Genomic DNA, 14,427 nt, shown 5'->3' on the forward strand with positions numbered 1-14,427 from the left:
CACCGTTCCCCTTTATTCATAAACATCCGCTATGATTGTTTTCCCAAGAAATGATTACCTGAGTCACGATTACCATAATGACGAAACCCAATCATGGGCTTAGCCCGGCGCTGATCGTTTTAATGTCTGTGGCCACTGGTCTGGCGGTCGCCAGCAACTACTACGCCCAGCCGCTGCTTGATACCATCGCGCATCACTTTTCGCTTTCCGCCAGCTCCGCAGGGTTTATCGTTACCGCCGCGCAGTTGGGCTATGCCGCTGGCCTGTTGTTTCTGGTGCCGCTCGGCGACATGTTTGAACGCCGAATGCTGATTGTCTCTATGACATTGCTGGCGGCAGGCGGAATGCTGATCACCGCCAGTAGTCAGTCGCTTAGCATGATGATCCTCGGAACGGCCTTAACCGGATTGTTCTCCGTGGTAGCGCAGATTCTGGTTCCGCTGGCCGCCACGCTTGCGACGCCCGACACCCGCGGCAAAGTGGTCGGCACCATTATGAGCGGCCTGTTGCTGGGGATACTGCTGGCGCGAACGGTCGCCGGACTGCTGGCAAACCTCGGCGGTTGGCGCACCGTATTTTGGGTAGCGTCGGCACTGATGGCACTGATGGCCGTCGCGTTGTGGCGCGGGCTGCCAAAGCTCAAATCCGACACCCATCTTAACTACCCGCAACTGTTGGGTTCCGTATTCAGCCTGTTTATTCACGATAAGCTGCTACGTACCCGCGCGCTGCTGGGCTGTCTGACCTTTGCTAATTTCAGCATTCTCTGGACTTCGATGGCCTTTTTACTCGCCGCGCCGCCGTTTAGCTACTCTGAGGGGATGATAGGCCTGTTTGGCCTGGCAGGGGCCGCCGGCGCTTTAGGCGCGCGTCCGGCTGGCGGATTTGCCGATAAAGGTAAATCGCACCTCACCACCACGGTCGGCTTACTGCTGCTATTACTCTCCTGGCTGGCTATCTGGCTTGGGCACACCTCAGTACTGGCGCTGATTATTGGCATTCTGATACTGGACCTCACGGTTCAGGGGGTACATATCACCAATCAGACGGTTATCTATCGTTTGCATCCAGATGCGCGTAACCGGCTCACCGCCGGCTATATGACCAGCTACTTTATCGGTGGCGCCGCGGGGTCGCTGATTTCCGCCTCCGCCTGGCAACATGCCGGCTGGGCCGGCGTTTGTCTGGCGGGTGTCACGGTAGCCCTACTTAATTTACTGGTCTGGTGGCGAGGTTTTCACCGACAGGAAGCCGTAAATTAAGCGGATAGTGAGCGTTTACCTTTGTTTAAGCTCCTTAGGGTGTTAAGGAGCTCCCCAGTCTGTTAAGGTTATGCTATTCATTTATCATGGTTATTTTTATACCGGTGAAGAATAATATAATTCTATGGAAAGCCCTGCATCCCCATCTGCTCCCAGGCCAATAGCGCCTGTTCAAGGATTCGAAGGTCGTTTACCGATAGCTATCCGTGATATTCCGGTAGCGTTTGCATTGGGTTGTAAGGCCATTTACCTGGCTTTCGCCCCTCCCGCTTCTTGTTCTCTCCTGACTTTTTCATGCAGGCGCCCACGCTTTTCTCATCATTCCTGGATTCGCCACAGGCGGCGCTTTACCGGGCCCAATGTTCCCGCTGATGTCTCAGTCTGCGTATCATTGTCTGTTTTATAGCCTGAAAGAATGATTTTGTATTAATAATACATTTACTTTATTTGTCACTGTCGTTACTATATCGGCTGAAATTAATGAGGTCATGCCCAAATGGATAGTTCGTTTACGCCCATTGAACAAATGCTAAAATTTCGCGCCAGCCGTCACGAAGACTTTCCTTATCAGGAAATTCTTTTGACCCGCCTTTGTATGCACATGCAAGGCAAGCTCCTGGAAAACCGCAATAAAATGCTGAAGGCTCAAGGGATTAACGAGACGTTGTTTATGGCGTTGATTACGCTGGAGTCTCAGGAAAACCACAGTATTCAGCCGTCTGAATTAAGCTGCGCGCTGGGTTCATCTCGCACCAATGCGACGCGCATTGCAGATGAACTGGAAAAACGAGGCTGGATTGAGCGTCGTGAGAGCGATAACGACCGCCGTTGCTTGCATCTGCAATTAACGGAGAAAGGTCAGGCATTTTTGCAAGAAGTGCTTCCGCCTCAGCATCATTGTCTGCATCAACTCTGGTCATCACTTAGCACTGCCGAAAAAGATCAACTTGAGCACATCACTCGTAAGCTCCTGACACGTCTTGATCAAATGGAGCAGGAAGGCACTGTTCTTGAGGCGCTGCGCTAACGCGCCGACCCGCTCAAACATCCAGATTAATAACAGGAAAGCGGACAGGCCAGCATGCGTTACTGCTGGCCTTTCTGACAACAGGTCGGTTCAGCCGATGTGAATAATAAGATCGTGGAGAACAACATGAGCGCAAATGCGGAGATCCAACCCCCGCAGCAATCGGCTAAGAAGAAAGGCAAACGCAAAACAGCGCTGCTACTTCTTACCTTGCTCTTTATTATTATTGCCGTGGCATATGGAATTTATTGGTTTTTAGTATTGCGTCATATTGAAGAGACAGATGATGCTTACGTGGCAGGGAACCAGGTTCAAATCATGGCGCAGGTGTCAGGCAGCGTGACGAAAGTCTGGGCTGATAACACCGACTTTGTAAAAGAGGGCGATGTTCTGGTCACGCTCGATCAGACCGACGCCAAACAGGCGTTTGAAAAATCCAAAACGGCGCTGGCCTCCAGCGTGCGCCAGACGCACCAGTTGATGATTAACAGCAAGCAGTTGCAGGCGAATATCGACGTGCGAAAAACCGCCCTGGCGCAAGCGCAAAGCGACCTTAACCGCCGTGTGCCGCTGGGTAATGCCAACCTTATTGGCCGTGAAGAGCTGCAACACGCCCGCGATGCCGTCGCCAGCGCACAGGCACAACTGGATGTCGCCATTCAACAGTACAATGCCAATCAGGCAATGATACTCAACAGTAAACTGGAAGATCAGCCTGCGGTTCAACAAGCGGCGACCGAAGTGCGTAACGCCTGGCTGGCGCTGGAGCGTACCCGCATCGTCAGTCCGATGACCGGTTACGTCTCCCGCCGCGCCGTCCAGCCAGGCGCGCAGATCAGCCCCACCACGCCGCTGATGGCCGTCGTGCCTGCAACCGATCTGTGGGTGGACGCTAACTTTAAAGAGACCCAATTAGCGAATATGCGCATTGGGCAGCCAGTTACGATTATTACCGATATTTATGGCGACGACGTAAAATACACCGGTAAAGTCGTCGGTCTGGATATGGGGACAGGCAGCGCCTTCTCCCTGCTGCCAGCACAAAATGCGACGGGTAACTGGATTAAAGTGGTTCAACGTCTGCCGGTACGCGTCGAACTGGACGCCCGCCAGTTAGAACAACATCCGCTGCGTATTGGTTTATCGACGCTGGTAACTGTGGACACTGCTAACCGCGACGGTCAGGTTCGAACGACGCCGGTTGCCGAAAGTAACGCACGCGAAATTAATCTCGCGCCGGTCAATAAACTGATCGACGACATCGTGCAGGCTAACGCGGGTTAATCCTGAGGTGCGTGTGATGCAACAGCAAAAACCGCTGGAAGGCGCGCAGCTCGTCATCATGACGATCGCGCTGTCGCTGGCGACATTCATGCAGGTGCTGGACTCCACCATTGCCAACGTGGCGATTCCCACCATCGCCGGGAACCTGGGTTCTTCCCTAAGCCAGGGGACATGGGTTATCACCTCTTTCGGGGTGGCGAACGCCATCTCGATTCCCTTAACCGGCTGGCTGGCAAAACGCTTTGGCGAAGTCAAACTGTTCATGTGGTCGACGGTCGCCTTTGCCGCGGCTTCATGGGCCTGTGGCGTATCCAGCAGCCTGAATATGCTGATCTTCTTCCGCGTGGTGCAGGGCGTGGTCGCCGGGCCGTTGATTCCGCTCTCGCAAAGCCTGCTGCTGAATAACTATCCGCCTGCGAAGCGCTCCATTGCGCTGGCGCTCTGGTCAATGACCGTCATTGTCGCGCCGATTTGCGGCCCGATACTGGGGGGCTACATCAGCGATAACTACCATTGGGGATGGATTTTCTTCATCAACGTGCCGATTGGCGTTGTCGTCGTCCTGATGACGTTACAAACGCTGCGCGGACGTGAAACGCGCACCGAACGACGGCGTATTGACGCCATCGGTCTGGCGCTACTGGTGATTGGCATCGGCAGCCTGCAAATCATGCTCGATCGCGGTAAAGAGCTGGACTGGTTCTCTTCGCAGGAAATTATCATCCTGACCGTGGTAGCCGTAATCGCCATCAGTTTCCTGATTGTCTGGGAGCTCACCGACGATCACCCTATCGTCGATCTTTCTCTTTTTAAATCGCGTAACTTCACTATCGGGTGCTTGTGCATCAGCCTTGCTTATATGCTCTATTTCGGCGCCATTGTTCTGCTGCCGCAGCTTCTGCAAGAGGTGTACGGCTATACCGCAACGTGGGCAGGTCTGGCGTCCGCGCCGGTCGGCATTATTCCGGTAATTTTGTCACCGATTATCGGACGCTTCGCGCATAAACTGGATATGCGCAGGCTGGTCACGTTCAGCTTCATTATGTACGCCGTTTGTTTTTACTGGCGCGCCTGGACGTTCGAACCGGGTATGAATTTCGGCGCTTCCGCGTGGCCGCAGTTTATTCAGGGGTTTGCCGTCGCCTGCTTCTTTATGCCGCTGACCACCATTACACTCTCCGGGCTACCGCCCGAACGGCTGGCGGCGGCATCAAGTCTGTCGAACTTCACGCGAACGCTGGCGGGCTCCATCGGCACCTCGATTACCACCACCATGTGGACCGATCGTGAGTCGCTACACCATGCTCAGCTAACGGAGTCGGTCACGGCGTATAATCCAAACGCTCAGGCCATGTACGATAAGCTGGAGGGCTTAGGGATGACGCACCAACAGGCGTCAGGCTGGATAGCCCAGCAAATCACGAATCAGGGGCTGATTATTTCCGCCAATGAAATTTTCTGGATGTCAGCCGGAATATTCCTGGTGCTGCTCGGCCTGGTCTGGTTCGCGAAACCGCCGTTCGGCGCGGGTGGCGGCGGAGGCGGCGCGCACTAATAAAAAAGCCAGTTCACATGAACTGGCTTTTTTTGCGCCGGGGAGTTATGCCGGATGGCGGCGTTGCCTTATCCGGCCTACGCAGCTCTTGCCCAACATGTAGGCCCGGTAAGCGTTAGCGTCACCGGGCAGTAAGGGCACGACTAAATGTGCAATTCCTGCAACTTCTCTTTCGGTAGCGCCAGCTCTGTATTGCTATTCACGCGAATATCACAGTCCAGAATATGGCGGGCGATTTCCTGCGCTTCGTTCAGGGAGTGCATCTGCCAGGTGCCGCACTGGTAAACGTTTAATTCCGGGATCTGGTTTTGATCCTGCACTTTCAATACGTCGGCCATTGCCGCTTTCCACGCATCAGCAACGCGCTGCTCATCGGGCGTACCGATCAGACTCATGTAGAAACCGGTGCGACAGCCCATCGGCGAGATATCGATAATCTCTACGCCGTTACCGTTGAGGTGGTCGCGCATAAAGCCAGCAAACAGGTGCTCAAGAGTATGAATCCCTTTTTCCGGCATCACTTCTTTATTCGGGACGCAGAAACGCAGATCGAAAACGGTGATGGTATCACCATGCGGGGTATTCATCGTTTTTGCCACGCGTACCGCCGGCGCTTGCATCCGGGTATGATCGACTGCGAAGCTATCTAACAATGGCATTTAGTCACCTCCGATAATTTTTTAAAAATAAACTGAACTCTTTGTTCCGGGGCGAGTCTGAGTATATGAAAGACGCGCATTTGTTATCATCATCCCTGTTTTCAGTGATGAAATTTTGGCCACTCCGTGAGTGGCCTTTTTCTTTTGGGTCAGTCGTGCTTTGCAAGCCACGCGGCAAACGGCTCGGTATCCGCCGCCTCAATCTCCTGCTGACGACGTACTGAAGCGTCACGTTCAGCAATAAACTCTTCTTCCTGCAAAATCTCCAGCGGCTCTTCGCGTAACAGATTACGGTAAGCTTCGCCGAACGCTTTCCCGGTACCGCCAATACCGGTATCAATCATTGAGCGCAAAATGCGTGCGGAGAACGTCAGCTCCGGATTATCAAAACAGGCAACCAGTTCGTCGCAGACTTTCTGATAATCCTCTCCCCCGTGGATACTGTCCAGCGTTTGCGCCACGCGTTTCAGATCGCGGAAGAGATCTTTCCCTACTTTGGGCAGCGGGAACTGTGCAGTTTCACAGCCAATCCCCAGGGTAAGGCCTGGTTTACGGCCTTCCAGAATAACGCGATTCCAGTTGGCGCGCGTGCACAGCAACTCGCTGCTGCTCATCTCCGGCGCATCGGCCAGTACGCACCAGACCATAAAGAGATCGAGAAAACGCACCTGCTGTTCATCCACGCCGATCGGAGAAAATGGATTGATATCCAGAGAGCGTACTTCAATATACTCAATACCGCCGCGTAACAGCGCATCTGAAGGCGATTCGCCGCTGCGCGTCACGCGCTTGGGACGAATGGGCGCATACAGCTCATTTTCAATTTGCAGAACGTTGCTGTTAATCTGTAGTCGCTTACCGTCTTTTTCCAGACCAATCCGCGCATACTCTTCTGACGGCGTTTTAATCGCCCGCTTCAGGCCTGCAACATATTCATGTAGATCGTTAAACGTGATACCCAGATTGCTTTGCGACTTATTGGTATAGCCCAAATCACTCAAACGCAGCGACGTCGCATATGGCAGGTAGTACATGCCGCAGTCCGTTTTTTCAAACGGTAATGTGGTCGGCTTTCCTTGCAGGAAAGAGGAACAAATGGCCGGAGAAGCGCCAAACAGATATGGGATGACCCAGCCAAAACGGTAATAATTGCGAATCAGGCGGAAATAGCCGGCAGAAATTTTTTCTTTTGCCGCTTCGCCTTCCGTAACGCCGCATTTCGCCTGCCAGAATGCCATCGGTAATGAAAAATTGTAATGTACGCCGGAGATGGTTTGCATCAAAGCGCCATAACGATTTTTCAGCCCTTCGCGATAGAGCGTCTTAAAGCGCCCCGTATTCGATGTGCCGTACTGCGCCAGCTCAATGTCCTGCCCTTCCGCAATATAGCAGGGCATACTTAATGGCCACATCCGCTCATCGTCCAGTTTCCTGGCCGTATAACGGTGGAGATCGCGCATAAAGGTGAGCATATGCTGGATATCGCCATCGACTGGCGTAATAAACTCCAGTAGGGCTTCCGCAAAATCCGTGGTAATCCATTTATGGGTCAGCGCCGAACCTAACGCTTCAGGATGACCTGTTGTCGCCAGCGTGCCATCAGCATTTACACGCAGCGTTTCGCGCTCTAACCCGCGCTGTATCCCCTTTAACGCCTGAGGATGTTTTTCCAGCCAGGCCAGAGCCTGTGATACGTCCGGGATCAAATTGACCTCCCGCCTGTCAAAATCGTTTTAATAAGCATAACTGTAATAGCGGCCATGCATGCCAAACCTACAATTATTACCACCACATCATGCCCTGAACCGTCGCCGCTGCGAGCGCAACATAGCGCAGCGCCTTACCAAGACACAAAAAAAAGATCGTCCGCCCCCACGGGATGCGCATCCATCCCGCTAACAGGCACAACAAATCACCGATTACCGGCATCCAGCTTAATAATAGTGTGGCTGCGCCATAACGCTTTAGCCAGCCAGTCGCTTTTTCTTGCCAGCGCGACGTTTTGCGCAGCGGAAAGAAACGCCCAAGAATAACGTTAGTTACCCCTCCAAGGCTATTACCTATTGTTGCTGTTAAGACTAAGACCCAGGGATGACTGACTCCGGAGACCAGCATGGCAACCAAAACAACCTCAGAATTACCGGGTAACAGCGTAGCGCTGAGAAAACTACTGGCAGGAGAGACAGTCCGTCACTCACAATAGTCGGACATCCACGGCATCCATCCCTGCCGCCCGCGCCGCCTGTAAACCAAAATCGGCATCTTCAAATACTACGCACTGCGTTGGCATAACGCCCATCCGCTGCGCGCAAAGTAAGAAGGTGTCAGGCGCGGGTTTGTGATGCTGTACGTGGTCTGCCGCCACAACCGCATCAAAATAACGACGCAGCCCCAGATGCGCTAACAAGGCTTCCGCAATAGCGCTTTCGCTACCAGTACCGACCGACAGGGGACGCCGTCCATACCACGCCTTGACCACCTCAATCAGCGGCAGCGGTTCTACGCAGTCCAGCAGGATGCTTTTTACCGCGTCGGTTTTCTCACGCGCCAGTGACCGGGGATCAAGATCGGCATGGTTAAGCTCAATGATTGACTGGGCGATACGCCAGGTTGGTGAACCGTTAAGCGCGACCATTGCCTGTTCATCAAAACGAAGACCATAGCGCCCCAAAACCTCACGCCACGCTTTGCGATGCGTTGGTTCGGTATCCAGAAGAGTACCGTCCATATCAAAAATCAAACCAGCATAACGTGCGTACATCGTGTTCTCGCAAACCGAATAACCAGACAGTACTTTATCGCAATTGGTTGATTTTGTCGCTAATAGAGATAAAGAGGAATGTTCAGGATAAGGGGAAAACCGATCGCAGGGAAATGACGCATACAGGAAGATTACTTGCCTTACGGGCCGTTGCTGAAGCAACGTTATCCTTCCTGGTGCCTGGGGTTATTACTGCCATCGCATCCGCATCTTCATCGCTGAAAGTACGGGGAATATGGTGCATCCGGGAGGATTCGAACCTCCGACCGCTCGGTTCGTAGCCGAGTACTCTATCCAGCTGAGCTACGGATGCATCGGGAAACTTACTTTACTGCAGATTTTGATACCGCTGTGAAAGCCGTATCAAGTAAGAGATGGTGCATCCGGGAGGATTCGAACCTCCGACCGCTCGGTTCGTAGCCGAGTACTCTATCCAGCTGAGCTACGGATGCAAATGGCGGTGAGGCGGGGATTCGAACCCCGGATGCAGCTTTTGACCGCATACTCCCTTAGCAGGGGAGCGCCTTCAGCCTCTCGGCCACCTCACCACACGCCTCTTACGAGTGCTTCGAAGAACTTGTTTCTGCTCATCGTCGCTGCGTGGCGCACATATTACTTTCTGGGACTTATAAGTCAAACAATTTTTCCAGAGCTTTTATCGTTTGCACACTTCACGCTCAATTAGTCTGTAAAAAAGCCAAAAAGAGTGTTTTATCAACAGATAATTTGATGACACGCTGGCCGCCAAAGCGCAACATATCAGCAGTGAGGTTGAAAAAAGTAATGAAGGAACAACATGGGCGAACAAGAAGAGAGGCCGCGTCTCACCCGAAAAGTGAGACGCGAAAACCTTAGTAACTGGACTGCTGGGATTTTTCAGCCTGGATACGCTGGTAGATCTCTTCACGATGGACAGAAACTTCTTTCGGGGCGTTCACGCCAATGCGCACCTGGTTGCCCTTCACCCCTAAAACTGTCACGGTGACCTCATCGCCAATCATGAGGGTCTCACCAACTCGACGAGTCAGAATCAGCATTCTTTGCTCCTTGAAAGATTAAAAGAGTCGGGTCTCTCTGTATCCCGGCATTATCCATCATATAACGCCAAAAAGTAAGCGATGACAAACACCTTAGGTGTAAGCAGTCATGGCATTACATTCTGTTAAACCTAAGTTTAGCCGATATACAAAACTTCAACCTGACTTTATCGTTGTCGATAGCGTCGACGTAAACGCCGCAGCACGGGCTGCGGCGCCAACGAACGCTTATAATTATTGCAATTTTGCGCTGACCCAGCCTTGTACACTGGCTAACGCTGCAGGCAGAGCTGCCGCATCCGTACCACCGGCTTGCGCCATGTCCGGACGACCGCCACCCTTACCGCCCACCTGCTGAGCGACCATACCAATCAGCTCCCCTGCTTTTACCCGGTCAGTCACATCCTTCGACACGCCCGCAATCAGAGAAACCTTACCTTCAACAACCGTTGCCAGTACGATAACGGTAGACCCCAGTTGATTTTTCAGATCATCAACCATGGTTCGCAGCATTTTCGGCTCAACGCCAGCAAGCTCGCTGACCAGGAGCTTCACGCCGTTGAGATCGACCGCTTTACTGGAAAGATTCGCGCTCTCCTGCGCTGCGGCCTGGTCCTTCAACTGCTGCAACTCTTTTTCCAACTGACGCGTACGTTCCAGCACGGCCCGCACTTTGTCACCCAGATTCTGGCTGTCGCCCTTCAGCAGATGTGCAATATCGTTTAAGCGATCGCTTTGCGCGTGAACGGTGGCCATGGCGCCTTCACCGGTTACCGCCTCAATACGACGAACGCCTGCTGCGGTGCCGGACTCAGATATAATACGGAATAGACCGATATCACCGGTACGCGTTGCGTGGGTACCGCCGCACAGCTCGGTGGAGAAGTCACCCATGCTCAGAACGCGTACACGTTCGTCATATTTCTCGCCAAACAGCGCCATTGCGCCTTTCGCCTTCGCGGCTTCGAGATCCATAATATGCGTTTCGATCGGCAAATTGCGACGGATTTGCGCATTCACCAAATCTTCAACCTCACGGATCTCCGACGGCTTCATCGCTTCATTGTGCGAGAAGTCGAAGCGCAGCACTTTATCGCTAACCAGCGAACCTTTCTGCGCAACGTGTGCCCCAAGCACCTGGCGCAACGCCGCGTGCATCAGGTGTGTGGCGGAGTGGTTCAGACGGATACGTGCGCGGCGTACTTCATCTACGTCAGCCTGTACCGCATCGCCCACTTTCAGAGCGCCCGCAGACAATTTGCCGAGGTGACCAATCGCCTGACCATATTTTTGCGTGTCGTCCACAGCGAAAGTAAATCCAGCGCCTTTCAGCTCGCCTTTATCGCCAACCTGACCGCCTGATTCCGCATAGAATGGGGTCTGATCCAGCACGACAACGGCTTCCTGCCCCGCGTTAATCGCCTCAACCGCTTTACCATCGACAAACAGCGCAGTCACTTTGCCGTTCAGTTCCAGATGGTCATAACCTTTAAATTCAGAAGCGCTATCAACGCGGATCATCGCGTTGTAGTCCGCGCCAAAACCGCTGGCTTCGCGCGCACGACGGCGTTGCTCTTCCATGGCGGCTTCAAAACCGGCTTCATCGACTTTGATATTGCGCTCACGGCAGACGTCCGCCGTCAGATCGACCGGGAAACCATAAGTGTCATACAGACGGAAAGCGGTTTCGCCGTCCAGGGTGTCGCCCTGCAATTTCGCCAGTTCTTCATCCAGCAGCGCCAGACCGCGCTCCAGCGTACGGGCGAACTGCTCTTCTTCCGTTTTCAGAACCTGTTCGACCTGCGCCTGCTGACGTTTCAACTCTTCGCCTGCGGAGCCCATTACCTCAATCAGCGGCCCAACCAGCTTGTAGAAGAAGGTCTCTTTCGCGCCCAGCATGTTGCCGTGACGAACCGCGCGACGAATAATGCGACGCAGCACATAACCACGGTTTTCATTCGACGGCAGCACGCCATCGGCAACCAGGAATGCGCAGGAACGGATGTGGTCGGCGATAACGCGCAGCGATTTATTGCCCAGATCGGTGGCGCCGGTGACTTTCGCTACCGCTTCAATCAACGTGCGGAACAGGTCGATTTCATAGTTAGAGTTAACGTGTTGCAGTACCGCGGCAATACGCTCCAGCCCCATACCGGTATCTACAGACGGTTTCGGTAATGGTTCCATAGTCCCGTCAGCCTGACGGTTGAACTGCATAAAGACGATGTTCCAGATCTCAATATAGCGATCGCCGTCTTCTTCCGGGCTTCCCGGAGGGCCGCCCCAGATATGGTCGCCATGATCGTAGAAGATTTCGGTGCACGGACCACAGGGACCGGTGTCGCCCATCTGCCAGAAGTTATCCGATGCGTATGGCGCGCCTTTATTGTCGCCGATACGGATGATACGCTCGCGCGGGATGCCGACCTCTTTTTCCCAGATCTCATAGGCTTCGTCGTCGGTTTCATAGACGGTGACCCATAAACGCTCTTTTGGCAGAGCAAACCAGTTTTCACCAGTCAGTAATTCCCATGCGAACTGAATGGCGTCGTGTTTGAAGTAATCGCCGAAGCTGAAGTTACCCAGCATTTCGAAGAAAGTATGGTGACGTGCAGTGTATCCGACGTTTTCCAGATCGTTATGTTTACCCCCCGCGCGTACGCAACGCTGGGAAGTGGTAGCACGGGAATAATTACGCTTATCGAGCCCAAGGAAAACATCCTTGAACTGGTTCATCCCGGCGTTGGTAAACAACAGAGTGGGGTCATTGTTGGGCACCAGGGAACTGCTGGCAACTACCTGATGTCCTTTACTATGGAAAAAGTCGAGAAACGCCTGACGGATCTCAGCGGTGCTCTTGCTCATAATTATCCTGAAATCAAGCTACACTTCATCCTTCAAGCCGCCTCTGCGTTGGCTGCGAGTTCCCCGGTCACTCGTTCCCGAGGCTCACTTGCCGCTTTGATGCGGCTTGAATGATTTTGTGTATTTAAGGAATATTCGTCGCAGACGCTGTTCGCCATTAAGCAACCCGCGTCCAGACGGAAAAAGTGGGAATAAGATAAGTTTTCTTTACCGGGAAGTAAAATCCCGTATGCGCTCAATCTGCAAAATTTCGCCATATTTGCTGGATATCGTCCATCAGATACCCGCGATAGAGTAAAAAGCGCTGTACTTTAACCTTTTCTGAAAAGGTTGAAGGGAGCGGCTCGCCATATTTGCGAACGGCCTGTTCACGCGCCATTTCACTCCAGTCAATTTCACATTCGCGCATCGCTTTTTCTGTCGATTCGCGGGTGATGCCTTTCTGATTCAACTCCTGACGAATACGCGCCGGGCCGTAGCCTTTACGGCTACGACAGGCGATAAAGCGCATCACGAAGCGCTCGTCATCAAGATAGTGATGTTCGTGGCACCAGGCGATCACGCGCTCATAATCGTCTGCCGTCGCATCAATCTCTTCCGGCCCATTTTTGCCCATCACCGGCGCGGAGAGTTTACGCCGTAATTCCTGCTCGCTGTGATCGCGAACAGCAAGGATACGTACCGCACGATCAAGGAGACGAGCATAAGCGGGACGGCGCGATGTGGGTTCACTCATAAAAAACCTTAACAAGGGTAAATGCAAAAAGGGCCGCATAAATGCAGCCCTTGATGGTAATTTAACGTTTTGCTGAATGGCGGCTTCGTTTTGACCGACCAACCATCACCTGACAATTAAAAATCTTCGTTGGTTTCTGCAACGCCTTCGCTATCGTCAACGGAGAAATCGGGCGTGGCATTCTGATTACTCAACAGTAATTCACGCACTTTTTTCTCGATCTCTTTCGCTGTCGCCGGGTTCTCTTTCAGCCAGGTAGTCGCGTTCGCTTTACCCTGGCCAATCTTCTCGCCGTTGTAGCTGTACCATGCGCCCGCTTTCTCGATCAGCTTCTCTTTCACGCCCAGGTCAACCAGTTCGCCATAGAAGTTGATGCCTTCGCCGTAGAGGATCTGGAACTCGGCCTGCTTAAACGGCGCGGCGATTTTGTTTTTCACCACTTTCACACGCGTTTCGCTACCCACGACGTTATCGCCCTCTTTCACCGCGCCAATACGACGGATATCAAGACGAACAGAGGCGTAGAATTTCAGCGCGTTACCGCCAGTCGTCGTTTCCGGGTTGCCGAACATCACGCCAATCTTCATACGGATCTGGTTGATGAAAATCAACAGCGTGTTGGACTGTTTCAGGTTTCCCGCCAGCTTACGCATCGCCTGGCTCATCATACGCGCCGCGAGGCCCATGTGAGAGTCGCCGATTTCGCCTTCGATTTCCGCTTTCGGCGTTAGCGCCGCTACGGAGTCGACCACAATGACGTCCACCGCGCCTGAGCGCGCCAGCGCGTCACAGATTTCCAGCGCCTGCTCGCCGGTATCCGGCTGGGAACAGAGCAGATTGTCGATATCAACGCCCAGCTTGCGGGCGTAAACGGGGTCAAGCGCGTGTTCCGCATCGATAAACGCACAGGTTTTACCTTCACGCTGCGCTGCGGCAATCACCTGCAGCGTCAGGGTCGTTTTACCGGAAGATTCCGGCCCGTAAATTTCGACGATACGGCCCATCGGCAGACCGCCCGCGCCGAGTGCGATGTCCAGTGAAAGCGAACCGGTGGAGATAGTTTCCACATCCATAGAGCGGTCTTCACCCAGACGCATGATGGAGCCTTTACCAAATTGCTTTTCAATTTGGCCCAGTGCTGCCGCCAACGCTTTCTGTTTGTTTTCGTCGATAGCCATTATTACTCCTGTCATGCAACTTGGTATTGAACCGGATAGTGAATTTGTACTGTTGAAGTAATT

The 14,427-nt window shown here is 53.2% G+C and carries 12 protein-coding genes and 3 tRNA genes; 4 read left to right on the top strand and 11 right to left on the bottom strand.

Going from position 1 to position 14,427, the window contains the following annotated elements; translation table 11 throughout:
• Positions 1-77: 77 nt before the first annotated feature.
• From ACE15A_RS18165 to emrB, 4 genes are all read left to right on the top strand, one after another.
• Positions 78-1,262: an MFS transporter gene (locus ACE15A_RS18165; RefSeq protein ID WP_023248994.1), complete on the top strand. Its 1,185-nt coding sequence runs from the start codon at positions 78-80 to the stop codon at positions 1,260-1,262.
• Between the two features lie 496 nt (positions 1,263-1,758).
• The gene (mprA, locus tag ACE15A_RS18170) at positions 1,759-2,289 is read left to right on the top strand and encodes a transcriptional repressor MprA (protein WP_000378431.1); all 531 of its coding nucleotides are present in this window, start codon (positions 1,759-1,761) and stop codon (positions 2,287-2,289) included.
• Positions 2,290-2,415: 126 nt separating this feature from the next.
• Positions 2,416-3,573, top strand: a complete 1,158-nt coding sequence (gene emrA / locus ACE15A_RS18175; RefSeq protein WP_129382486.1) for a multidrug efflux MFS transporter periplasmic adaptor subunit EmrA — start codon at positions 2,416-2,418, stop codon at positions 3,571-3,573.
• A 16-nt stretch (positions 3,574-3,589) separates the two neighbouring features.
• Entirely contained in the window at positions 3,590-5,128 is a 1,539-nt protein-coding gene (gene emrB / locus ACE15A_RS18180; protein ID WP_053509023.1) for a multidrug efflux MFS transporter permease subunit EmrB, read from the top strand.
• Positions 5,129-5,271: 143 nt separating this feature from the next.
• Here the strand turns inward: emrB and luxS are convergent, their stop codons facing one another.
• From luxS to recA, 11 genes are all read right to left on the bottom strand, one after another.
• Positions 5,272-5,787 (bottom strand): S-ribosylhomocysteine lyase, encoded by a 516-nt coding sequence (luxS, locus tag ACE15A_RS18185; RefSeq protein WP_053509025.1) that lies wholly within the window; start codon positions 5,785-5,787, stop codon positions 5,272-5,274.
• 149 nt (positions 5,788-5,936) lie between these two features.
• A complete protein-coding gene (gene gshA, locus ACE15A_RS18190) occupies positions 5,937-7,493 on the bottom strand; it encodes a glutamate--cysteine ligase (RefSeq protein WP_023248990.1) in 1,557 nt (518 codons plus the stop codon).
• Positions 7,494-7,569: 76 nt separating this feature from the next.
• Complete coding sequence (locus ACE15A_RS18195; protein WP_072158695.1) at positions 7,570-7,938, bottom strand: YqaA family protein; 369 nt, start codon at positions 7,936-7,938, stop codon at positions 7,570-7,572.
• Between the two features lie 43 nt (positions 7,939-7,981).
• Positions 7,982-8,548 (bottom strand): fructose-1-phosphate/6-phosphogluconate phosphatase, encoded by a 567-nt coding sequence (yqaB, locus tag ACE15A_RS18200; protein WP_023248988.1) that lies wholly within the window; start codon positions 8,546-8,548, stop codon positions 7,982-7,984.
• A 236-nt stretch (positions 8,549-8,784) separates the two neighbouring features.
• Positions 8,785-8,861, bottom strand: a tRNA-Arg gene (locus ACE15A_RS18205).
• Positions 8,862-8,923: 62 nt separating this feature from the next.
• A tRNA-Arg gene (locus ACE15A_RS18210) sits at positions 8,924-9,000 on the bottom strand.
• A gap of 3 nt (positions 9,001-9,003) precedes the next feature.
• Positions 9,004-9,096, bottom strand: a tRNA-Ser gene (locus ACE15A_RS18215).
• Positions 9,097-9,399: 303 nt separating this feature from the next.
• The gene (gene csrA, locus ACE15A_RS18220; RefSeq protein WP_000906486.1) at positions 9,400-9,585 is read right to left on the bottom strand and encodes a carbon storage regulator CsrA; all 186 of its coding nucleotides are present in this window, start codon (positions 9,583-9,585) and stop codon (positions 9,400-9,402) included.
• Between the two features lie 234 nt (positions 9,586-9,819).
• Positions 9,820-12,450 (bottom strand): alanine--tRNA ligase, encoded by a 2,631-nt coding sequence (gene alaS, locus ACE15A_RS18225; RefSeq protein WP_053509028.1) that lies wholly within the window; start codon positions 12,448-12,450, stop codon positions 9,820-9,822.
• Positions 12,451-12,685: 235 nt separating this feature from the next.
• The gene (gene recX / locus ACE15A_RS18230) at positions 12,686-13,186 is read right to left on the bottom strand and encodes a recombination regulator RecX (RefSeq protein ID WP_053509030.1); all 501 of its coding nucleotides are present in this window, start codon (positions 13,184-13,186) and stop codon (positions 12,686-12,688) included.
• 116 nt (positions 13,187-13,302) lie between these two features.
• Entirely contained in the window at positions 13,303-14,364 is a 1,062-nt protein-coding gene (gene recA / locus ACE15A_RS18235) for a recombinase RecA (protein ID WP_000963148.1), read from the bottom strand.
• Positions 14,365-14,427 lie beyond the last annotated feature (63 nt).

Origin of the sequence: Salmonella sp. HY31, from assembly GCF_042604575.1 — a bacterium.
In the GTDB taxonomy this organism is placed as follows: domain Bacteria; phylum Pseudomonadota; class Gammaproteobacteria; order Enterobacterales; family Enterobacteriaceae; genus Salmonella; species Salmonella diarizonae.

What these genes read in the sequence shown, in the direction of transcription:
- recX (WP_053509030.1), bottom strand. Translation starts at nt 13,186, where the DNA reads ATGAGTGAACCCACATCGCGCCGTCCCGCTTATGCTCGTCTCCTTGAT.
- emrA (WP_129382486.1), top strand. Translation starts at nt 2,416, where the DNA reads ATGAGCGCAAATGCGGAGATCCAACCCCCGCAGCAATCGGCTAAGAAG.
- luxS (WP_053509025.1), bottom strand. Translation starts at nt 5,787, where the DNA reads ATGCCATTGTTAGATAGCTTCGCAGTCGATCATACCCGGATGCAAGCG.
- mprA (WP_000378431.1), top strand. Translation starts at nt 1,759, where the DNA reads ATGGATAGTTCGTTTACGCCCATTGAACAAATGCTAAAATTTCGCGCC.
- alaS (WP_053509028.1), bottom strand. Translation starts at nt 12,450, where the DNA reads ATGAGCAAGAGCACCGCTGAGATCCGTCAGGCGTTTCTCGACTTTTTC.
- yqaB (WP_023248988.1), bottom strand. Translation starts at nt 8,548, where the DNA reads ATGTACGCACGTTATGCTGGTTTGATTTTTGATATGGACGGTACTCTT.
- csrA (WP_000906486.1), bottom strand. Translation starts at nt 9,585, where the DNA reads ATGCTGATTCTGACTCGTCGAGTTGGTGAGACCCTCATGATTGGCGAT.
- recA (WP_000963148.1), bottom strand. Translation starts at nt 14,364, where the DNA reads ATGGCTATCGACGAAAACAAACAGAAAGCGTTGGCGGCAGCACTGGGC.
- ACE15A_RS18165 (WP_023248994.1), top strand. Translation starts at nt 78, where the DNA reads ATGACGAAACCCAATCATGGGCTTAGCCCGGCGCTGATCGTTTTAATG.
- emrB (WP_053509023.1), top strand. Translation starts at nt 3,590, where the DNA reads ATGCAACAGCAAAAACCGCTGGAAGGCGCGCAGCTCGTCATCATGACG.